At 54.5% G+C, this 18,620-nt stretch carries 25 protein-coding genes and 1 tRNA gene; 8 read left to right on the forward strand and 18 right to left on the reverse strand.

Translation table 11 applies throughout. The annotated features are described in order from the left end of the window. Positions 1-20: 20 nt before the first annotated feature. Complete coding sequence (locus BMZ91_RS04070; RefSeq protein ID WP_092835012.1) at positions 21-236, reverse strand: hypothetical protein; 216 nt, start codon at positions 234-236, stop codon at positions 21-23. 144 nt (positions 237-380) lie between these two features. On the opposite strand from BMZ91_RS04070, the gene BMZ91_RS04075 reads away from it, so the two are divergent. After that, positions 381-641 carry a DUF2312 domain-containing protein gene (locus BMZ91_RS04075; RefSeq protein WP_092835014.1) on the forward strand — a complete coding sequence of 87 codons (261 nt, stop codon included), beginning with the start codon at positions 381-383 and terminating at the stop codon, positions 639-641. Between the two features lie 18 nt (positions 642-659). Here BMZ91_RS04075 and BMZ91_RS04080 read toward each other — a convergent pair whose 3' ends face one another. Then, complete coding sequence (locus BMZ91_RS04080) at positions 660-1,535, reverse strand: hypothetical protein (protein WP_092835016.1); 876 nt, start codon at positions 1,533-1,535, stop codon at positions 660-662. A 162-nt stretch (positions 1,536-1,697) separates the two neighbouring features. Here BMZ91_RS04080 and BMZ91_RS04085 point away from each other — a divergent pair. Next, a tRNA-Thr gene (locus tag BMZ91_RS04085) sits at positions 1,698-1,773 on the forward strand. 96 nt (positions 1,774-1,869) lie between these two features. Here the strand turns inward: BMZ91_RS04085 and BMZ91_RS04090 are convergent. Next, a complete protein-coding gene (locus tag BMZ91_RS04090; RefSeq protein WP_143076294.1) occupies positions 1,870-2,331 on the reverse strand; it encodes a hypothetical protein in 462 nt (153 codons plus the stop codon). Between the two features lie 323 nt (positions 2,332-2,654). Between BMZ91_RS04090 and BMZ91_RS04095 the strand changes: the two genes are divergently transcribed. Both BMZ91_RS04095 and BMZ91_RS22050 read left to right on the forward strand, forming a co-directional pair. Continuing rightward, the gene (locus BMZ91_RS04095; RefSeq protein WP_092835020.1) at positions 2,655-3,890 is read left to right on the forward strand and encodes a DNA cytosine methyltransferase; all 1,236 of its coding nucleotides are present in this window, start codon (positions 2,655-2,657) and stop codon (positions 3,888-3,890) included. Further along, a complete protein-coding gene (locus BMZ91_RS22050; protein ID WP_092835022.1) occupies positions 3,790-4,392 on the forward strand; it encodes an Eco29kI family restriction endonuclease in 603 nt (200 codons plus the stop codon). The genes BMZ91_RS04095 and BMZ91_RS22050 overlap by 101 nt, the downstream gene beginning before the upstream one ends. Positions 4,393-4,470: 78 nt before the next feature. On the opposite strand, the gene BMZ91_RS04105 is transcribed toward BMZ91_RS22050, so the two are convergent. Then, on the reverse strand, positions 4,471-4,656 hold the full coding sequence (locus BMZ91_RS04105) for a YegP family protein (protein WP_092835024.1): 186 nt from the start codon (positions 4,654-4,656) through the stop codon (positions 4,471-4,473). Between the two features lie 105 nt (positions 4,657-4,761). On the opposite strand from BMZ91_RS04105, the gene BMZ91_RS04110 reads away from it, so the two are divergent. Continuing rightward, positions 4,762-5,088 (forward strand): helix-turn-helix domain-containing protein, encoded by a 327-nt coding sequence (locus BMZ91_RS04110; RefSeq protein ID WP_092835026.1) that lies wholly within the window; start codon positions 4,762-4,764, stop codon positions 5,086-5,088. After that, positions 5,072-5,857, forward strand: coding sequence for an ImmA/IrrE family metallo-endopeptidase (locus tag BMZ91_RS04115; protein WP_092835028.1), 786 nt, complete (start codon positions 5,072-5,074; stop codon positions 5,855-5,857). The genes BMZ91_RS04110 and BMZ91_RS04115 overlap by 17 nt, the downstream gene beginning before the upstream one ends. Before the next feature lie 148 nt (positions 5,858-6,005). Here BMZ91_RS04115 and BMZ91_RS04120 read toward each other — a convergent pair whose 3' ends face one another. The 9 genes from BMZ91_RS04120 to BMZ91_RS04160 form a co-directional block, all read right to left on the reverse strand. Further along, positions 6,006-6,722, reverse strand: a complete 717-nt coding sequence (locus tag BMZ91_RS04120) for a hypothetical protein (RefSeq protein WP_092835030.1) — start codon at positions 6,720-6,722, stop codon at positions 6,006-6,008. Then, positions 6,707-7,492 (reverse strand): terminase large subunit domain-containing protein, encoded by a 786-nt coding sequence (locus BMZ91_RS04125; protein WP_092835032.1) that lies wholly within the window; start codon positions 7,490-7,492, stop codon positions 6,707-6,709. The genes BMZ91_RS04120 and BMZ91_RS04125 overlap by 16 nt, the downstream gene beginning before the upstream one ends. Further along, the gene (locus BMZ91_RS04130) at positions 7,482-7,724 is read right to left on the reverse strand and encodes a hypothetical protein (RefSeq protein ID WP_092835034.1); all 243 of its coding nucleotides are present in this window, start codon (positions 7,722-7,724) and stop codon (positions 7,482-7,484) included. Before BMZ91_RS04130 ends, BMZ91_RS04125 begins: the two co-directional genes overlap by 11 nt. Then, positions 7,721-8,296 (reverse strand): hypothetical protein, encoded by a 576-nt coding sequence (locus tag BMZ91_RS04135; protein WP_092835036.1) that lies wholly within the window; start codon positions 8,294-8,296, stop codon positions 7,721-7,723. Before BMZ91_RS04135 ends, BMZ91_RS04130 begins: the two co-directional genes overlap by 4 nt. 2 nt (positions 8,297-8,298) lie before the next feature. Next, a complete protein-coding gene (locus BMZ91_RS04140) occupies positions 8,299-8,688 on the reverse strand; it encodes a hypothetical protein (protein ID WP_092835038.1) in 390 nt (129 codons plus the stop codon). Then, positions 8,675-9,313 carry a hypothetical protein gene (locus BMZ91_RS04145; RefSeq protein ID WP_092835040.1) on the reverse strand — a complete coding sequence of 213 codons (639 nt, stop codon included), beginning with the start codon at positions 9,311-9,313 and terminating at the stop codon, positions 8,675-8,677. The genes BMZ91_RS04140 and BMZ91_RS04145 overlap by 14 nt, the downstream gene beginning before the upstream one ends. A 104-nt stretch (positions 9,314-9,417) precedes the next feature. Beyond that, positions 9,418-9,795: a hypothetical protein gene (locus BMZ91_RS04150; RefSeq protein WP_143076295.1), complete on the reverse strand. Its 378-nt coding sequence runs from the start codon at positions 9,793-9,795 to the stop codon at positions 9,418-9,420. A 38-nt stretch (positions 9,796-9,833) separates the two neighbouring features. Then, positions 9,834-10,064 (reverse strand): hypothetical protein, encoded by a 231-nt coding sequence (locus tag BMZ91_RS04155; protein ID WP_092835044.1) that lies wholly within the window; start codon positions 10,062-10,064, stop codon positions 9,834-9,836. Further along, complete coding sequence (locus tag BMZ91_RS04160) at positions 10,061-10,330, reverse strand: hypothetical protein (protein WP_143076296.1); 270 nt, start codon at positions 10,328-10,330, stop codon at positions 10,061-10,063. Before BMZ91_RS04160 ends, BMZ91_RS04155 begins: the two co-directional genes overlap by 4 nt. Positions 10,331-10,559: 229 nt before the next feature. On the opposite strand from BMZ91_RS04160, the gene BMZ91_RS04165 reads away from it, so the two are divergent. Next, positions 10,560-11,150: a ComF family protein gene (locus BMZ91_RS04165; RefSeq protein WP_092835048.1), complete on the forward strand. Its 591-nt coding sequence runs from the start codon at positions 10,560-10,562 to the stop codon at positions 11,148-11,150. A 3-nt stretch (positions 11,151-11,153) separates the two neighbouring features. Continuing rightward, positions 11,154-11,711: a hypothetical protein gene (locus BMZ91_RS04170; protein ID WP_092835050.1), complete on the forward strand. Its 558-nt coding sequence runs from the start codon at positions 11,154-11,156 to the stop codon at positions 11,709-11,711. Between the two features lie 505 nt (positions 11,712-12,216). Here the strand turns inward: BMZ91_RS04170 and BMZ91_RS04175 are convergent. The 5 genes from BMZ91_RS04175 to BMZ91_RS04195 form a co-directional block, all read right to left on the reverse strand. Next, the gene (locus BMZ91_RS04175) at positions 12,217-14,589 is read right to left on the reverse strand and encodes a DUF5906 domain-containing protein (RefSeq protein ID WP_092835052.1); all 2,373 of its coding nucleotides are present in this window, start codon (positions 14,587-14,589) and stop codon (positions 12,217-12,219) included. A gap of 121 nt (positions 14,590-14,710) precedes the next feature. After that, entirely contained in the window at positions 14,711-14,956 is a 246-nt protein-coding gene (locus BMZ91_RS04180; protein ID WP_092835054.1) for a helix-turn-helix transcriptional regulator, read from the reverse strand. A gap of 183 nt (positions 14,957-15,139) precedes the next feature. After that, positions 15,140-16,306 carry a tyrosine-type recombinase/integrase gene (locus BMZ91_RS04185; protein WP_177193780.1) on the reverse strand — a complete coding sequence of 389 codons (1,167 nt, stop codon included), beginning with the start codon at positions 16,304-16,306 and terminating at the stop codon, positions 15,140-15,142. A 779-nt stretch (positions 16,307-17,085) separates the two neighbouring features. Further along, on the reverse strand, positions 17,086-17,568 hold the full coding sequence (locus tag BMZ91_RS04190; protein WP_092835057.1) for an A24 family peptidase: 483 nt from the start codon (positions 17,566-17,568) through the stop codon (positions 17,086-17,088). Next, the gene (locus BMZ91_RS04195; protein ID WP_177193781.1) at positions 17,565-18,404 is read right to left on the reverse strand and encodes a helix-turn-helix transcriptional regulator; all 840 of its coding nucleotides are present in this window, start codon (positions 18,402-18,404) and stop codon (positions 17,565-17,567) included. Before BMZ91_RS04195 ends, BMZ91_RS04190 begins: the two co-directional genes overlap by 4 nt. Positions 18,405-18,620 lie beyond the last annotated feature (216 nt).

The raw sequence follows: 18,620 nt of genomic DNA on the forward strand, positions 1-18,620 counted from the left end.
CAAGCTCGGGGATCAAGCCCCTAGCTTAGCAAGATACCGATCACCACCATCATCAGCCCGATCACCGACAGGAAAAGCGCCGCCGTGTTGACCGGCACCACCTTTTGCACCGCCTGGCGCAACGCGTCATCGCTCAGCCCCGCCTTGCGCGCCTTCCAGACCGTCATGATGCACCAGATCAGCCCCACCATGCCCGCCAGTGAAACCGCGGCCCCAAGCCAGATCAGAATTTCCATCGCCTGCTCCTTTATGGCGCGACCGTGATGTGCAGCGCCTAGTCGAAGTTGCGCGATTGCGCAAGTCGGACAGGCATGCAGAAGCATCTTGCAGAGACGTGCGCGCAGCTATAGTCAGAAGGCCCAATTGACCGGAGACAGCCCATGAACGACATGAATTCCGACTCGACCTATCGCGTGACCGCAGACGAGTTGCGCCAGTTCATCGAGCGCTTCGAGCGGCTGGATGCCGAGAAAAAGGATATCGCAGAGCAGCAAAAAGAAGTGATGGCCGAGGCGAAATCACGCGGCTATGATACCAAGGTGCTGCGCAAGGTGATCTCGTTGCGCAAACGCGACAAGGACGATATCGCCGAAGAAGAAGCGGTCCTTGAGATGTATAAAGAAGCACTTGGAATGGCGTGATGTCTTGGAGGTCGCGGTTTAGGGCGTGATCATCTGCACGCCCTGAATCCGCTCGATTTCATAGACGTCTTCATCATACATTTCTGTCAGCTCATCAATAAGTTCGGCTGTCCAGCCGGGCACATCAAGCTCTTCCTCGATCGCGTCCTCATCGGCAAATTTGTCGAGGAATGCCGTAATCACCCGGCGCTTTTGCACCTCGGTCATGCCGGGGTGGCGTTCCATATAGGCCTTGAAACGCTGTTGGCCAGGGCGGGTCATGATCTCCATCAAGAGGCTGAATTCGCCGGTAAATTCGACCGTGGGGTCGATGCCGGCCACTTCGCGCACCACCTGAGACCAGATCAGCGGCGTATCCTCATTGCACCAGATCGTGACGGGAATGTCAGGGTGGCTGTTGCGAATACGCGCCACCATCTCGGACCATCGCATATGGGTCGGATCAGATCCGCGCAACAGCTTTTCCATCACCTTGTGCGGCGTGTTGTCAAGCAGCGCCGGCAGGAATGTGGCCGGGTTGCGGATGGCAAAGAAAAGCTCGATGTCATCATCGGGAAACATCTGGCGAAAAAGGCCAAGCCGCGCTTCCGCCGCTCCGTAGAATTGCCCGCCCCCCACGGCCATCTTGGGGGTGCCGAAAAACCCGGCATTGGACAGAACAAGCCGGTCAACCGCACCTTCATGGCTAATGGCGTCAACCAGAACGTCACGCGCGTCGGCGCTTAGCCCGCTATCCTGCGCCTGATGCAGGGTGTCGCGCACCAGGCGGCGATATTTCCCTGGATCAGGCACGTTGGTGCCGAATTCGGCCAGAATCTCACGATTATCCGACAGGCAATTTACCAGCCTGTCATCATCCGTACTGTGGGCGCCCGCGTGAATTACGACCTGCATTGGTATCCCGGTTCATGTAAAAGTCGCGCTCATATATACGGGCTTTTCGCCAGAGTTAAACCGCAATCACCCATAGCCTTGGCGCGGCATTTGCACAAAGCGTAAGAGAGCAGCGGAATTTGGCTTGAAGTGGCCCACGTTAATGCGTAATGAGGCGCCCGAGCCCCTATAGCTCAGCTGGTAGAGCAACTGATTTGTAATCAGTAGGTCCGCGGTTCGAGTCCGTGTGGGGGCACCATTTAAACTCTTGAAAATGAACGAAATAAAGCGCACCGAAGGATCGCTGCGCTCCCATTTTTGCAACATTTTTGCAACACAGCGTCATTTCGAACTTCTAGAACGGTATGGAGCTGTCTCCATCGAGTCGCGCGCCTAGGCTGAGATTTTCTTCACGTGTCAGCACTTCCAGATTCCAGGGGACGTGAAGGCCGCAAGCTGCAACGTCGTCGGAGGCACTACTCTTTCCGCAGAGCGGCGAGGAGTGATGCAGGTCGTGCGGTATTTGGGACCAGAACTCTCTCTCAACGGCCTTTTCATGCAGGCGCAGGATTTGACGTTCTTGGGTTTTGGTAAGCCAAGGTGGGATTGCGTTGAGCTTCGCTGCTCGCCGCATTCCTTGTTTATGACGAAGCAGTGCCCGGTTCTTTGCTCTATATCGCGCCTTGCGCTCCATAGAGGTGAGCGTTGCCTGCCACTCCTTCATTCGTACTAGTTGCGCGGTTTCGATGCCTTGCTGAGACTGCAAGTGCTCCGCTAAATCAGAAGCGTCAATCGACGCAAAAAATGCTTCAATCATTTTCGATTGCTCCGAGCTGTAGGTGTCAGCAGTCACGTGGAAAACCGACACCAGTTAAGGTGTGTTTCCTTTTGGGCAACCAGCTATGTGCGGATTGGGACGCGATCTCGGAACAGGTAACGCGCAGCAAGGCGAAACGCTTACCAGAACGCCTCTGAAAAGTCAAGCTAAACAACTGCGCTGTCGTTACAACTAGTTGAGGTTTTCCAACTCTTGTGTGCATATTGATGGTGAGGCACGAAATACAGTGCGGAAGCACAGACACCCTAGCGGATTGCAATAAGATCAACGCGTAGAGGTGCTCAGAAAGATAGGGTTCAGACGTGAGGTCAGTCGAGTTGTTCGCGGGCGCAGGAGGCCTTGGGTTGGGTGTAGGCAATGCTGGCTTTACCCACGAGGCAGTCGTGGAAATCGACCGCTGGGCTTGCGATACGCTGGCCGAGAACACTGACTGGCCACTGCACGGCTGGGACAAGGGCGACGTGCGCCAGTTCGACTACACTCCGCTCAAAGGCAAAGTGAATCTCGTGACGGGAGGTCCTCCGTGCCAGCCCTTCTCCATGGGTGGCAGGCACCGTGCCTTTCTTGATCCGCGCGACATGTTTCCAGAGGCCGCCCGCGCCGTGCGCGAGCTACGCCCCGAGGCGTTCATCTTCGAAAACGTAAAAGGCCTAAGACGTCAGGCATTTACTAACTATCTCGAATACATCCGCTTGCGCCTTCGTCACCCCGATTTGATCCCGCAGGAGGGCGAGGAATGGCTTGAGCACCTGAAACGCCTTGAGGATTACGAAACCAGCGGCGCAAGCGGTGGGCTGCTTTACAACGTCGTCATCCGCCTCTTAAACGCCGCCGACTACGGCGTGCCGCAAAAGCGAGAGCGGGTCTTCATCGTCGGCGTGCGCGACGATCTCGCTACTGCTTTCCACTTCCCCGATAAGACACACTCACAGGATGCGCTACTCTGGTCCAAATGGCGTAGTGGAGAATACTGGGAGCGGCATAAGGTCAAACCAGTCGAAAACGAGCGCGAGAAAAAGCGGGCGGCGAAGCTGAAAGTAAAGCCAAGTGAATTGCCATGGGTGACTGTCCGCGATGCGCTCCACGACATTCCTGACCCTGAGTTTCATCCCAAAGCAGCGGAGAGGGTCGCAGACCATCGCTTTATTCCCGGTGCACGGTCATATCCCGGACATACAGGTAGTCCACTCGACGAGCCTGCCAAAACCTTAAAAGCAGGTGTGCATGGTGTTCCTGGCGGCGAAAACATGATGCGTCGCCCAGATGATACGATTCGATATTTCTCAGAACGCGAAAGCGCTAGGCTGCAAACTTTTCCCGATGAATTCCGATTTCACGGTTCTTGGGGAGAGACGATGCGCCAATTGGGGAATGCGGTACCCGTGAGACTCGCTGAGGTTGTTGCTAAAGCCGTTCGTGACCAGATAGACTGGTCAAATGAAAAAAGTAATTCCCTACAATCCTCTGGACAAGCAGCATCTGGCCGAAAGCGCGGCAAACGCGTTACTCAAACAAGAGCCTCAGTCACTTCCACCTGAACCGTTTGAAGGCGCAGGTATTTATGCGATTTATTATACTGGTGATTTTGAGGCATATCGACCACTTGCGCAAATCAATCGGGACAGGTTGGAGGCCCCAATTTACGTTGGAAAGGCTGAACCGAAAGGTGGACGACGTGGTGGTGACTTAGACGCACCCTCAGGTCCTGCACTATCTGACCGATTGCGGAAACATGCTCGATCTGTAGAGCAAGCTGATAACTTGAACGTTGTTGATTTTCGGTGTCGGTATTTGGTTTTAGACGATGTGTGGGTCAGAATGGCCGAACGAATGCTCATTTCGTGGTATCGTCCTGTTTGGAACGTAGTTGTAGATGGTTTCGGGAACAATGATCCCGGAGGTCGTCGTGCTACCCAGTATCGGTCTCCATGGGATGTTCTGCATTCGGGACGTCCTTGGGTCGAAAAATTGGCTCAAGGAAAGACGAGTGCCGACGATGTGAGGGCCAAGATCGCAGAGCACTTCCAAAACTTGAAATAGATTTCCACTAGCGTTGCTTTCTTTGAGCATCAAGAATGAGGTGTGGAGCGACCGGGAGGTAGGCCGCTCCGCACTTTTTTACGACGGGTTGCATGTCATCCCGTTGCGTCGCGCATTCGAAATACAATCAGATTTGTTGACATAGCCTTCAGAGGCTGCGCCGACGATCCGGCCGTTTGATGCAGTACGACGCCACCGCCAATCAGCAGCATTGTCTTTGTAGATTTCCCAAGTGTCGCCGTTGGCGGTGCATGTGTCAGCCATGATGGCCTCCTATTTTTGCTTCAAAAATGTATAGCAAGTGCTACACTTGAGTTAAGTACTACAATCGCTATACTCGAGTCAAGTGGTGGAAGCACGAAGGCTCAAATGTCCGAAAGATTTGGCGAAAAGCTCCGGCAGGTTAGAACCAACCGGAAAAAAACACTCGAGGAGTTGGCAACTGCAATCGGCAGTTCCAAGGCCTATGTCTGGCAATTGGAAAACAAGAAGAACGCGAAACCGTCTGCCGAACTTCTTTTGAAGATCGCCAACTACCTAGGCGAGTCACCGGATTTCTTTTTGGATGACTCGGTAAGTGAGCGTTCCGAAAATCAGGTTGAGGATGCTTTTTTCCGCAAATTTCGCACTCTGTCTGACGAGGATAAGCGGTATATCGACAGGATAGTTACGGGACTTGATGGAAAAGAAGACTGACCCCAAAAAAGAAGCCATACGCCTTACAAAGCTGTGGCAGCAGTATGGTCCAAACACCTACCCGCTCGATCTCGACGAATTGGTAAGCGGTGCCATCCTAACCAGCGATTTTTCTGATAATTTAATCATTGATCGTCAGCGCTTCGATAGTTTTGAGGGGTCACTGGTGCGAACGAACGGGACGCGCAAGTGGACTATGCTTCTAAACTCGCAGGTGCGAAATGGGCGGAGGCGGAGGTTCACGTTCGCACATGAACTCGGCCACTTCATGTGCCATAGAGAATTGCGGAACAAATTCGAAGATAGCGAAGAATCATTGAACGACTTCCGTGACGAGATTGAAAACGAGGCAAACACTTTCGCTTCTTGGTTGCTGATGCCTGCGAATTTGATCAGAAATGAATTTGGCTCGATACAATGGGACACCGAGGCGCTGCGGGAAATAGGCAACCGGTTTGAATGTTCACTGCAAGCAAGCGCGCTGCGGTACGTCCGCCTTAGCCCCAAGCCAATAGCCTTTGTCGTTTCTCGCGACGGGATGATTTTGTGGGCAGTCAAGAGCGAAACAGCCCCGTATATGGCGAGTTATTGCTTTGGAGATGAGTTGCCAGAAGGTTCACACGCGGTCAGTTGCCATCAAAACGGTGAGGTAGGGACTGAACGGCAAGCCGTTGGTCCGGTATGGAACGACCTCCGACACGCGTTCGAGAGTCAGTACTTCGATCAATCGGGACAAGGCTACCAGTACACTTGCATCGAGTTTCAATAAGGCGCGTTCAGGCTGGCAGGCGCAGTGTTGAACAAATTACCGAGAAGCCCATTAGCGCGCGATTTTTTCGGGGCGTTTGCCCGTGTTTCATCGAACTCGTCGGGCAATGGCAGTAGCAACGTTGATCAGTTCGGCGAGACCGGCACTTTCAATACATCCCAACCAGTTTGCTGACGCGGATGCTTTGCGGTGTGAGGTATTGCGATGCAAAGGCAGCGACGATCAATGCAATGCCAGTATCACCGTGACCGGAGGCATTGCGCGATTGCGTGATGATCTGGTTGCCCGCCGCTGTCGTCTGCGTGGTGAACGAGGCTAGGTCTTCTTCGATCTCGGAGCGCAAAGGCAGATCGTGCGCAAACTTGAGGTCGTCTGACGCGAACAGGACGGCAAGGTTTTCGATCATCAAGGTTTTGCTCGCGTTGACGTATCGCCCCGACCGACGCCACTCTTGCCCGCCCGTCATTTGCACCGCCGTGTGATCCACCGACTGCTCAAACATCATGTCCGACACCACACGCCCGATGGACGTGCCGTCGATGATCAGTTCTGATTTGCCGCCAAAGGGTGGAGCGTTGCGCAGGCGGATCAGGTAATCGACCACATCGACATATGACACCCCGCGAAACTTGTCGGCAAAGACGACCGTGCGCTCGCGCGGGCCGAGTTTGACGCGTGTTCCATCATGGACGGGCAACTGCTGATCCTTGATCACCACCGCAGACGAGAAGTCGTTTGCCTGCCCCAAATCAGCACCGACGAAGTATCTGACAAATCCGGTCACTCTCTCAATTGCAGGGTCATGTCCTGTCTCGTTGATCACGCGACCGTCAGGCATGTAGTTGAGGTTCAAAACCGAGGACATATTGCATTCTCCATACTGGTGGCGTTCTCAATGGCGGACAGATCAAAGTAAGACAGCCCGTCTGATAGAAATTCGCACATGACCTCCTGACGGAAGCGCGTTGCCGACAATTGGGACCGCAGACGTTCGACGCGGGACGCAAGTCGCGGGATGGACGTGCCGGGAACTTTGATCCGATGCACGTTGTCCTTGGGTTCAAGGAACAGCGATGCGAACAGGTTGTTCTTTCCGGCGGGTGTCGAGGCGTAGAACGTTTGCCCGTTGTCACGCAGCATAGGCAAGATCGACACGACGACATCCTCGCCGCCGTTCGCCCCCGGCAAATACGCCATCTCGTCCACGAGCAGCAGGTCGGCGGTATAACCCCGAATGGTCGCCCCCGATGCAGGCACAGCGATGAAGCGCCCACCATTCGAGCATTCAATTTCGGTCTGTGTCGCACGTTCAACGACCAGATCAGTCGCGCGCAGGTATGCTTGAACCTTGCGGGTGATCTCGCGCGTCTGACGTTCCGCAGGAGCAACGCAGATGATCGTACCGCCGCGCTTCAACTCACGCACACCACGCGTCGCGAGGACGCAGGACTTGCCCGCCTGACGGCACACGAGCAGCGCAACCGTTTGCGCGTCAGACGTGATCGCCTCAACTTGCCAAGGGTCAACATGCGTGGCGGCCGGCACCTCCTGTCGCAGGAAGTGCAGCATTTCCGCTCCGGGATCGAGGTCGCGCTCGATCAGTGAGCAAAAGTCGTAGAGACCATCAAACGGCATCGCGACGCTCCGCAAGGCGCATCAAGTGGCATTGGGTGCAATCGCCATGCTGATTGCGCGGCGAGATGTGTCCGCGTTTACACGCGTTGCCTGTGAAGAACAGTTTGCCGCCTTCCGCGACCATGATGCGCTTCGCATGGGGCAGTCTCGCCCAGTCAGAGTTGCCTGCCTTTGTCGCGGCAGAGACGCGCTGTGCGTGGGCGTCCCAACCTTCGAACTCGCGATGGGTCATAGGATCGAGTCCTCCTTCGTGACGCTCAAGACGTGGTGACGCATCCGACGCAGGAGCGGTTCGCGCGCTTCCGGCACCTCGTCGCAAACCTCATTCAGGATATTGCGCAGCGTGACCCATTCCTTGCTTTCGGCCAGTGACACGTTGACGGTCAGGTTCGTCGCGAGTTTGCCCTGCATCGTTGCAATGTCCCGCAATACCTTTCGCAGGCCTTCCATTGCAGCCAATGCAAAGGAGTCGTCTTCGGTTTGCTCTGCCTTGGTAATCAGGCGTTCGACCCGCTTCGCCAACGACTCGTAGGTCATGGCAATGTCCATGCGATCTTGATTTATCACCTCAGTGTCCGCTTCGATGGCAGCGATACGGTTTTCGGCCATGATCTCGCGGCGCATTTCTTCGGTGATCTTGTCGTCCCGATACCGTTGCACCGTCGTATAATCGACGCCAAGGCGGCGAGCGATCTCAGCCATGGAGCGCCGTTCAAGCACGATGTCCTTGATGATCTCATTCTTGTCTGGGCGCATGTCGATGATTGCTTTGCGCCCAGAGTTTTTGTTCCCGCCTTGGGCCATAATCAGGTTTCTCCTTGAACTGCGGTTTCACCAGAGGCGGTGCAGGTCATATCGTCGCCATACCAACGGACGCGGCCACGCAGTGCCGCCCATTCAGAAGCAAGGACGTCCACCAGATGATCATAAATGCGATTTGCGAATTGTTCCCCGACGCCAGACCGGATCAGGTCGTCGCGCAACTCACCAAAGCTGGCACCGCCAAGGTGCAGTTTCATCACCTGCGCAAGCGCAGCGATTGACGCGTCACTGGGGCTGTTGGCTGGGTCGATCTTGAATAGGTCGTCCCAAACCAATGTACCGTCGCGGCGAGTGTAAATCTCGGTGGGCGCGTCGATGCCGTAAACCACACGGCACGCCCATTCGAGACAGGCGCGATTTTCAGGATTCAGCATTGGCCGCACGCTCCATCAGTTCGAACTTGGTGCGGGCATGTGCTGGCAGATCATCTGGCGAGTGGAAGGTTTTGATCGTGTAGCCCTCTTTCTCCGCTTGCATCCGGCGGTTCACGATGCCGTTGCCCGTTTGCATGTCCGCACGGACATACCGGACGCGTTCGTGGGTGTCGTCGAAAGTGAACGTCTTGGACAGGGTGGCAGTTGGGCGGCTGGTGTTGCGGGTTGTCACGTCACCGTCGCCGCTGATCACGGTCAAGGTCGCGCCCGCTTTCTCAGCCGCTTCCTTCGCTGCGCGATACTTGGCTGGATCACGAGCTTCCTCGCGGGTCAAACTGTGCGGCGGTCGCACGCCCTTGGGATACCAGTTGCCATTGGCATCTTGTTCAAGGCCTGCCGCGTGCATTTTGCGTTCTTGAGCCTCGTCGTTCACGATGTCTACAATGGTTTTCTTAGGCGGCAGTTGGGCCTCCAACTTGCGCTGCATGTCCTTCTTTTCATCCAGCACACGACTGTTGAAAGAATGCAGGTCATCAAGGCGCTTTGCTTGATCCGTGACGGTGGTGGTGAGGGTTTGCACCTGCTGCATCAAGGCTTGCAGGGCGGCGGTTGTATCATCTGGCATGATCTACTCCTATAGGTCCAACTGAGCGCGATCTTATCGGGACACCGCGCTCAATCTGGATTGGACAGATAGGAGCGTTGCGCCGCTTTGCTCATGAGTTGAATTTATTCGGCAGCAAGGAGATGTCCGACCGAAGAAACAGGTCTTTTAGGGCTGTTGCGTGGGAAATTAAGGTCTTGCCAACGACACCGCAGACGTTCAACGGCTGCTTCGTGCTGTGCGCGGGCGGCAGGTTTGGGGTCAGTGGACGGGTGTGGAAAATCGTCGCCCTCCATCATCGCACGCAAGCGCGCGGCAAGCACATTGCCGTCCCATCCGATCAGGGAGCAGAGGTCGTTTCGATGCCTCGCCAGTGTGCCAGAGCGGTCGGTCAGGAAGGCGATTGCCTGATCTTGGTCCGATTGCGTGGTGAACGACGCGTTGCTCTCTTGGCGAACGGTGACAAAAAGGTCGCGGTAGGCCTGCATGATGATCGCGGTCACGAGGGTCGCTTCGGGCGTCTGTGGCGTGTCTGTCGTGATCATGCCCAAGGGCAACCGGGATAGGTCGTGTCGGGCGGGACGTGACGCACATGGGCAGCGTAGACGATCTGTTCGGCGGCCAACTTCTGCCACTTCTCAGGTTCACGAAACCAGACGACGTAGACGACGCGCGGGGTCAGGTCGTCGCCCAGTTTGAACACGCCGCGCGTGGGCAGATCAGCATCAGCAAGCGAACGCTGGGTCAGTGGGAGGGGTCGCCATTCCGTCATTGGCGCAACTGGTTTGCCACGGGCATGATCCAGCGCCACGGAATGTCGATCTGACCGAGGCGGTTCGTGATGCGCACGCCTGTGTCAGTTGGGTAGGCCATGTAGGCAGGCGAGTTGTCGATGGGATGCGCCGTTTGATCATTGACCAGTGTTTCGAGTTGATCGCCAAGATCAGTGGCGTCCTCGACCTTGAGGTTTGCCGTGCTGTTCAAAACCGTGACCGTGATGGTCGCCGTTGACCCGTCAGTTGATGCTGAGAACGTCATAAATGCCCTTTCTGTGATGATGCGCGCCCAAAGGCCAAGCCCATCTAACCTGCCTTGGGCGCGCGTTTCGTCACAGCGGTTCGACAAGTGATGCATATCACCCAGCCGTGGGACGGATGTGGGAGGAATTAGGTGGAAATTGAGCAAATTGAGGTGCCAAGGGGGTGCAATTCTAGAAACTCGCAACTAAATCTAGGGTTGAGGTTTTGAGTAGTTTTATGAGGTCGTTTTGAAAGCAAATATAAAGAAAATTTCTGGAAATTGGGCGGACGGTTACGCTTTGGACAAGCATATGCTTAGTAGTGAGTTTCTAGGCCACAATGAGTACGGTCACCCGCAATTCAATAATGTTCGAACCGAAGCGGGTGAGGCGGTTTACCAACTAAAATATAAGCAAGATTGGGAGCAAGTTGCGCAGTTAGCGTCAGGTGTAATTGAACACATTGTTCCAAAGTTTGGAAAAATTGGCCTAGTCGTGCCCGTACCAGCCTCGAAGCAACGAGCGCGCCAGCCCGTATATGAAGTCGCCAAGGCCGTTGCGAAACACCTTAAAGTCGAGTCGTTTGAGGGTATAGTGAACAAATTGCCAACTGACGAGCCAACGGTTTCGCTAAAAGACCTTTCTACAAAAGACGAAAAAGTCGCTGCATTGGAAGGGCGGTTTGAGCTTAAGGATGCCATCACCAATGAAGGTTGCTGGAATGCTTTGGTCATTGATGATCTTTACGACAGCGGCGCATCGCTGGAAGCCGTTTGCGCGATGCTTGGTTCTTATCGTAAGATAGGCAAAATTTACGTCGCCACCCTTACTTGGAAGTAGTTCATGCCCACCGTTTTCATTGCAGGTTCGATCAAAATTAGGAAGTTGCACCCACTGTTCGTCGAGCGCATCTCCAACATCGTGTCGGAAAGCTTGGCGGTCATTGTAGGCGACGCCAGTGGAGCGGACACATCTGTTCAAAATGAGCTTCTTCGCCAAAATGCACAGGATGTAACCGTCTACTGTACGAGTGATGAACCGCGCAATAATGTGGGGGATTGGAGGGTTAAACGAATTCAATCGTCGGCTGAGCCGGGCACAAGGGCGTTTTTCACAGCCAAGGATTTGCAAATGGCGAAAGACGCTGACTATGGCTTAATGCTGTGGGACGCCGCTAGTACTGGTACACTTAGCAACGTTTTCGAATTGCTCAAGGCTCGAAAGAAGTGCGTTGTCTATGTGAATAAAAATCAGAATTTCATCAATGTTAAGGAGCCGAATGACATCCTGAACTTGGTCGCTGTGATGTCCGAAGGGGCTAAATCACAGGCAGAGAAGAAAATCGGTTTGCGTTCAAAAGTATTTCAAATCACCAATGAGCAACTAGGAATGCCTCTATAGGGAAATTGGTGTTTTCCACCAATGCTCTAGTGACCTTTCCGCTCAGTTATTCGCCTATGTTGCAAAGCGCGTTGCAAAAACCGACTAACCGCTTGATGTCCAAGATCAGAACTACTGATTAGTTATCACAAGGGCTGGTGTTTTCACTTTAGTTGCGACCAAGTCGCATCAAGTGGGCGGAGATTTCTAGGCGAGATCGGCAGCCCCCAAGCAACGCGCGACCGAAGGTGTGTCAGCCTGTGTCACCCAAGAATGAACCGACACGCCAGAAACGCTTTGTTTTCAACGTCGTGTGTCAGTGTGTCAGTTGTGACAGTAAAATAATAGTAGCAGTAAAAAGCATCGCCGCGCGCTCAAGCGCTGGCAACAGACGCATTTCACAGATCTACAATTTACCCCCGTCACAGGCGACACAACTGACACAAATCGTCTAACCGCTTAACATACAAACAGAAAAGGCGTGTCACCCCCTGACACGCCTTTCCCACCACTGACACGCTCTAACTCAGAAAGGTGGATCGCCGTTCAACTTATCGGTCTGCGCGACCTCCCACGCACGCCAACCGTTCTGGCTCCCGACGCCAAACTCCGCTGGGTCAACACCGCCGAAGTCGATTTCTTCGTCGCCATCACCATAGTTTTGCATTGTGATCCGCGACACTGCGTCCCGAAACTCATCGAGCGTGCCAAGGCAATGCCCGCGCTGCCGCGTTTCCATCATTGGGGTTGCTGACGCATCGCCGTTCATGTCCGTGTAAGTGTGAACCCGTTCGCAGAACATCGCCTTTCTTGATTTCTTTGCATTAGGGATCAAGTCGATAAATTTATTGGCGATCTCCTCCGGCGACATGTTGCGCCCGCCCACTTGATGCACCTGCTGGGTCAAGGTCTTGTTCGATATGACGCACGCTGCTTTGAGATCGTGTGGGCATACACCGCGCTCTGCGATTTCATGCAGTACAGCGATCACGGGATCAGACGCCACCTTGTCGCGTGCCTTCGCCTCTGTGCCATAACCGTAGGTCAATGCCTGCCGGTCAACGGGATAGTCGAGCAGGTAGCGCAGGACGATGCTTGGGCCGTCGACTGACTGCATGAAGGCATAGTAAGGTTCCCAGAAAGTATAAGCCGCTTTCTGCCCGTCTGTCGTCGTCATATCGAATGGTTGTGCGACCTCGACCACTGTCCAACGTCTATCGTCAAAGTCGATATGCACGGCTTGAGTTTCGTTGGTCGAAGCGATCAGGCGGTGGACATTCTTTGCCTGTACCGTCGCCTTGAACTTCTCCTCATACGTCCATGATGGCGACGAGATGAAGGATTTGAGTTTTGCCGCCGTCGCTTGCGAACCGTGGAAAATTGACTCTTCGGCTGCAATGAAGGTCGCACCGAAGATCGAACGGTTGAAGCGCGAAAATAGACGTTCTGACTCCTGCACTTTTTGGACGTACCGCTCACCAAAGATCGGCGTCAGGACGCGCTCTTGCAGAAACGATTTGCCGCCGCCTTGACGCCCGCGCAATGCGATTGCTGTTGGCGGTGACGGATCGGTTGGGCGTTGCACGGCGTCGGCAAGCCACATGGTCACCCAATGTGTGAGGCCTTCGTCGCCGGAGCAAAGCACATCGCGGATGTATGACTGGAACACCGACGCGTCACCATCTTTCGGCGCGACGGCAAAACCACGCCAGACGTTGTATGCAGGCCCATCATAGTCGACAGGTTCGGCCACCACTCCTTTGAAACGCGCGTGATCAGGGTCGCGCAACCATAGTTGCGCAGTCGGCATTAGTGACTTGCCCATCCGCACAACTTGGTCGGATGTTTCATCGAAGAGCATCTGCTTAGTGAACGTGGTGAACTCGGCTGCGTCTTTGTCGATATACTCAACGGTGCCGCTGATCGTGATTTTCGACCATCGACGATTGAACTTTTCCACCTGACGATAGTGCAGCGGCGTGGGTGTGCCTTTCTCACGTCGCTTTGCGCTTTTTAGCAAGTTGACGATCTCGTTTTCAGGCAGCGGGCCTTCTTCGAAAACACCGTGGAAGTTAGCGTCGCCATTAAGACGCCCAACTTCCGCGTCCATCTCAGTGTCGGGCCAACCGCGCGCTTGCATGGACATGGCGACGCGCATCAGCAGGTCATTCCGACCAGCAGGATTGTCAGGCACTTTGTAACCGATGTCAGACGTGTCGAGCGTTGGTGTGGCGTTGACAATATCGGCAATCATTTCGGCAGATAGGCGACAGTGTTGGTCAATATGTTCGAGCAATTCAAGAACACTGATCTCGTCAAAGGCCCCTTTGATGCCTTCATCGTCCATCAACCAAGCGAGTTCGCAACTCTTACCATTGATCGGCAGCCATACGGCTGTCGGCTCAGTGTCAGGCGTCACGACTGTCTGCGTTTCTTTCGGAAACACCTCCACGTCTCGACCCTTGGCAAAGCAAGATTTTGGTAGACGCTTGCGCAAGGCGACAAGGTATTGGTGCATTTGCTTTGCTGGGATTGGTTCATCGACGAAGACCACCACACGCAAACCTCGTGACTTAGTACGGAAGGCAACACAGCGCGTGTGCAAGCGTTCACGCAAGGCGAGAACGTTGTCTTCGGGCATGTCATACCAGTCTAGGTCGAGAACACCCCACACGCACGTGCTGTCCGCGCGCACTGGCGCAACACCTACCGGCTGTCCGCCTGCAATGTGTCTGTCGATTAGTTCGAGTGTCAGTGGTCCTGCCACCGTCTGCGGCTTGCCGTTGACTTTGCCTTTGTCGTCAGCGGCCATGTTGCCGCGCATTTGAATGTGCCGTTTGTCATAGCCTTCGAAAAGACGAAGCATGAGTTCGGCGGGTTCGTTTAGTTTATTGTCCATACCAATTCAGGTTGGACCCGCTTCAATGGTTCATGGTCGAACGGCAACCGTCTATAAACAAGTTATAGCGCATGTCGCTTTCTTTCAGTGTAGTCCAATCGTGAACCAGTGGGGCAGGCCTTTAAACCTGCCCCACTTCTTTTTGTTTCGCCCATGCCATCACAGCTTCGAGATCGTAGCGAACCGTGCGCTCGCTCCAATAGATCGCTGGTGGCGAGTCGCCCGCGCGCTTCCATTCATAGAATTGGCGTTCTGAGATTTGCAGGAAGTCGCAAACCTGACGAGGGGTCATAAGTTTGGGGAAGGTGAGCCGGAATTCCAACTCTTCGATGCGCTGCTCAAGAGCGCGTACTGCTTCATGGGACATGATAACGGAGTCCTTTCGTCGTGTCCTAATCCAGACAGACGACCCTCCGTTGATATGCGCTGGTGCGGGTCTTCACTTGATCCGCTCTCCAACGCGGCGCAATCAAGCATCACTGTTGCCCCCATGTGGGCGTGGCATTTACTACCACGGGACGTTTCCGCCAGCAGTGAAAACGTAGTGCGATTAAGTTAATCCTTCAATAACGAAACAAGGTTCTACCTTAATTCGTTGCAGGATCACTTTTTCGATTTCGGCAGGCGCGCGGTGATTGCCCATACGCTTCATGTACTTCATCAACATGTCGTTGCCTTTGCCGCCGGACACATCGCCGCGCAGGTAGTGGATCACGTAGTCGGGCAAGAATGCCTCAGCACCAGCCTGCATGAAATGGCGTCTAGTATCGTGCTGGCTCAGGATTGGAACGCGCTCGCCGTGGACGGTCGCATTCAATACGCCGAGTTGGTCGATATGTCCCGTCTTTGAATGTGCCGGGAACACGAAGTCAAAATCGCCCGCCCGGATCGCAGTCAACGCGCTGACCACCGTATCGCAGATGGGCAGGGTACGGGCGAGTTTGTTTTTCATTTTCAGCAGGTGGATCGTCTGCATTTGTAAGTCGACCTGATCCCAACGAAGCGAGCGAACGTTGCCTGCACGTATGCCCGTGAACAGCATCACAACCCACGCAGTCCGGCGTAAGGCGTTGTCCATGCCCATGATCGCTTTCCACATAGGCGACCAGTCGTCTTCGTCTAAGTCGTGGGCATTACACGCCAGCGTCCATTTTGTTTCGGTTTCGCCGGAACTAGGCGCGCGCACCTTCTTGCCTGAAACTGGGTTCGGGACATTTGCGTAGTTGAAGGCGGAACCCAGTGCCGTTCGTATATGGCGCGCAGTTGCCTTCATGTCCTCCTTTGCGAGGGCATTCACCACATCTTGCACACTGGCTGAGGTCACATCGGCAACGTGCATCTTGAGAATCTCCGGCGCGTGGCGTTCCAGCTTGGAGGTCATGTCTGCGCGATGTTTGTCAGACATTGACCCCATTGCCTGCGACGTATCGCAGTGCTTCTCCCAGCCATCGCGCACTGTTGTGATGTTCGGGCATGTGCGTGCCTGCTGACTTTTAGTGTCGCCTTGTTTACTCGCCTGCGTGGCGTCCATTTCGGGGAAAGCGCCAATTTTGATCGACTTCACTTTGCCGCCAACACGCTTCTTTAGATACCACGTCGAACGCCTTTTTCCGACGTTCAAGTAGAGGCCGGGAAAGCGGTCGCCATCATGACGATACATGCCCGTGGGCGCTTTCATGAGTTTTGCGTTCTTCGTGAAGTCGATTGCGTCGGTCATCCATCTATCCCCGTTTTTGCAACGTTTTTTGCAACAGACATGTTCACTAAGACGCATTCCGGCGCAGTGTCAACTGACTGATAAATGTTGCAAAATTAGGATAACCTATTGTTTTAAATATGAACTGCACCAACATGCACCAACTGTATAAATTTCAGTGGTTGTTTTGTAATCAGTAGGTCCGCGGTTCGAGTCCGTGTGGAGCACCATTTAAACTTAGCAAGATCAACGTCTTGACCGCCACTCCGAAGAGCAGCCTGTATCGTTTTTGTTGGCTCGCCAACAACTCTTTATCAATCAGGCGACGTCTTCGTCGAATGCGAGGATTTCCTGGCGACCATCCCGACATGAATTTGGCCAGCTTTTTCCTTGCTCGTACCGGACCCCGGTCGGAAAACCTATTTTTCGGTGTTTGCCGAGAGCGGCTGTCGCTGCTTTGATCTTTTAGAGCGCACGCGCATCCATCATAGCACTGTCGCCATCTGTAACTCGCTTCACCAGTTCACTGACTTTTGCTGCGATAGGCAGATGCTGCAGACGCGCCAAACACGGCGCCGTCGACGTGACCAGAGAGGGCAGACTCCTGACCGTTCACGCAGATATTGACGCGCAAGTCTGGCGTGCTGGTGGTGGCGGCAGGCTTGCCGTTGGCGTCAAAGGCGTTGATGGTAGGGATATTGCTGTGGTTGCCCGCGCCGGAAGCAATATTTGAGGCCGTCTCTTACGCAAAGCAATTCACCTTAGCGACATGTCCGAAATCCTGCGACCATTACTGTGATCTACAGCAGCATCGGTCCAATCAGCACGAAAACGATTCCTGCGCTCCCGATGCCAAGCCCCAGTGGAAAGCCTTTTCTGTCAGAAATTGCCTTCCAGCGGGTTGGTTTTCCCTGCGTCAGGCGTCTGGCCGTGTAGATTGCGGCGACGGAGACGAAGATGCTGAGCGAAAGGATCACCCCAAACAGCGGTAGAGCGCTGACGGGGATTAGCAGGGCCAGGACAGTTAGCAATTTAACGTCGCCACCACCCATCAGCCGCCCCGCGAACAGAAGCAAGCAGACCAGAAACGTCGTTGCCGAAGCGACCAGACGCCATAGCAGGTCGATCCAACCTGTGGAAAAGGGGAGGCTAACCACGGCGACGATCACGAAAAGCGCCACGAGCCAATTGGGGATGCGCATGAAACGCATATCATACAGGATTACGGCCATAAAAAGCGGCACAGTCAACCAGTTAATTGAAATCGTGTGAAGGGCGCTCATTGCGAAAAGCCCTTGCCCTCGTTGATCAGCGTGATCAGCTTTACCTGCCCGTGGGCGCCTGTCTTGAAGTAGACATTCCTTAGATGGGTACGGATTGTAGCGACCGTAACGTTTAACGCATCAGCAATTTCCTTGGCGCTATCGCCGGCCGCCAGGTGATGGCAGACGCGTTGTTCCGCACGGCTGAGCCCGACCGGGTTCCGGGGCCCGAGGATGTCGTGGTCTTGTACAAGGGAGGGGGAACTGCGGTCCTGTGCAAAACTGTGGATCTGGCGCGCGATCAGGCCGACTGTACGGATTTCCCACGCATTGGCCATTGCGGTCGAAATCAGAATACAGGGAAGGTCGGCGTTGGTATTGGGCGGACTGTGGAAAGTCGTCTCAAGCACATCGGTCCGGCCTTCCTTGACCTCCAGGATGATCAGGGTTTTGTCCACGATCTTGGGCTGCGCGGCCCATTCGCGCTGTGCCGGCGATTGCTCAAAGGTCGGATCCTGGCACAGCTTGCTCAACCGAAAGGTTGCGCCTGGCTGGATAGCCTCTTTGTGGTGTTCTTTGACGTAAAGCAGCATATTGCCGGTGTTGCTTCCGGGTCTTGGTGCATCCATCGCCCGGGACACCGCCGCAATTGTCTGCAAGCAGTCGTTTTCAAAGCGGTAAAGAGCGATGCCATATGCCTCGACCTGTCGGATCATCATCGCGAGGACATCGGTCATCGAGAAGTGGCCGAAAAGCGCTGCGTTCCAATTGTTGATAAGGTCGAGATCACGCGCAACGCGAAGGTGCAGGTCGGTCGCGCCTTCGAAAGGAACGAGCTGACTGCGATCCTTTGGCATTCGATGAGGCATCTGGACGTGTCCCCGAAAACGTTTCTTGTTCTCTACGCTGCTATTCCCATCCACAATCAGGCCTCGGACCATGATGTCAACGTTGCAGGGTCATTCGCCAATCCTGCGGGAAAAGACGTTGACCGAATTGTGGCATCTAAGACTCATATTTGACGAATTCATCGCATGATCGCCCAGAAAAGGCCCCGCTCACTCATCGCCCTG

This window comes from Roseovarius lutimaris, assembly GCF_900115165.1.
GTDB classification, from domain to species: domain Bacteria; phylum Pseudomonadota; class Alphaproteobacteria; order Rhodobacterales; family Rhodobacteraceae; genus Roseovarius; species Roseovarius lutimaris.

Bases quoted from the DNA above. Each gene is read 5' to 3' on its own strand.
- BMZ91_RS04090 (WP_143076294.1), bottom strand. From the start codon at position 2,331: ATGATTGAAGCATTTTTTGCGTCGATTGACGCTTCTGATTTAGCGGAG.
- BMZ91_RS04120 (WP_092835030.1), bottom strand. From the start codon at position 6,722: ATGTCCTCGGTTTTGAACCTCAACTACATGCCTGACGGTCGCGTGATC.
- BMZ91_RS04175 (WP_092835052.1), bottom strand. From the start codon at position 14,589: ATGGACAATAAACTAAACGAACCCGCCGAACTCATGCTTCGTCTTTTC.
- BMZ91_RS04080 (WP_092835016.1), bottom strand. From the start codon at position 1,535: ATGCAGGTCGTAATTCACGCGGGCGCCCACAGTACGGATGATGACAGG.
- BMZ91_RS04115 (WP_092835028.1), top strand. From the start codon at position 5,072: ATGGAAAAGAAGACTGACCCCAAAAAAGAAGCCATACGCCTTACAAAG.
- BMZ91_RS04155 (WP_092835044.1), bottom strand. From the start codon at position 10,064: ATGACGGAATGGCGACCCCTCCCACTGACCCAGCGTTCGCTTGCTGAT.
- BMZ91_RS04190 (WP_092835057.1), bottom strand. From the start codon at position 17,568: ATGAGCGCCCTTCACACGATTTCAATTAACTGGTTGACTGTGCCGCTT.
- BMZ91_RS04110 (WP_092835026.1), top strand. From the start codon at position 4,762: ATGTCCGAAAGATTTGGCGAAAAGCTCCGGCAGGTTAGAACCAACCGG.
- BMZ91_RS04160 (WP_143076296.1), bottom strand. From the start codon at position 10,330: ATGACGTTCTCAGCATCAACTGACGGGTCAACGGCGACCATCACGGTC.
- BMZ91_RS04195 (WP_177193781.1), bottom strand. From the start codon at position 18,404: ATGCCAAAGGATCGCAGTCAGCTCGTTCCTTTCGAAGGCGCGACCGAC.
- BMZ91_RS04135 (WP_092835036.1), bottom strand. From the start codon at position 8,296: ATGGCCCAAGGCGGGAACAAAAACTCTGGGCGCAAAGCAATCATCGAC.
- BMZ91_RS22050 (WP_092835022.1), top strand. From the start codon at position 3,790: ATGAAAAAAGTAATTCCCTACAATCCTCTGGACAAGCAGCATCTGGCC.
- BMZ91_RS04130 (WP_092835034.1), bottom strand. From the start codon at position 7,724: ATGACCCATCGCGAGTTCGAAGGTTGGGACGCCCACGCACAGCGCGTC.
- BMZ91_RS04145 (WP_092835040.1), bottom strand. From the start codon at position 9,313: ATGCCAGATGATACAACCGCCGCCCTGCAAGCCTTGATGCAGCAGGTG.
- BMZ91_RS04140 (WP_092835038.1), bottom strand. From the start codon at position 8,688: ATGCTGAATCCTGAAAATCGCGCCTGTCTCGAATGGGCGTGCCGTGTG.
- BMZ91_RS04105 (WP_092835024.1), bottom strand. From the start codon at position 4,656: ATGGCTGACACATGCACCGCCAACGGCGACACTTGGGAAATCTACAAA.
- BMZ91_RS04185 (WP_177193780.1), bottom strand. From the start codon at position 16,306: ATGACCGACGCAATCGACTTCACGAAGAACGCAAAACTCATGAAAGCG.
- BMZ91_RS04070 (WP_092835012.1), bottom strand. From the start codon at position 236: ATGGAAATTCTGATCTGGCTTGGGGCCGCGGTTTCACTGGCGGGCATG.
- BMZ91_RS04170 (WP_092835050.1), top strand. From the start codon at position 11,154: ATGCCCACCGTTTTCATTGCAGGTTCGATCAAAATTAGGAAGTTGCAC.
- BMZ91_RS04125 (WP_092835032.1), bottom strand. From the start codon at position 7,492: ATGCCGTTTGATGGTCTCTACGACTTTTGCTCACTGATCGAGCGCGAC.
- BMZ91_RS04180 (WP_092835054.1), bottom strand. From the start codon at position 14,956: ATGTCCCATGAAGCAGTACGCGCTCTTGAGCAGCGCATCGAAGAGTTG.
- BMZ91_RS04075 (WP_092835014.1), top strand. From the start codon at position 381: ATGAACGACATGAATTCCGACTCGACCTATCGCGTGACCGCAGACGAG.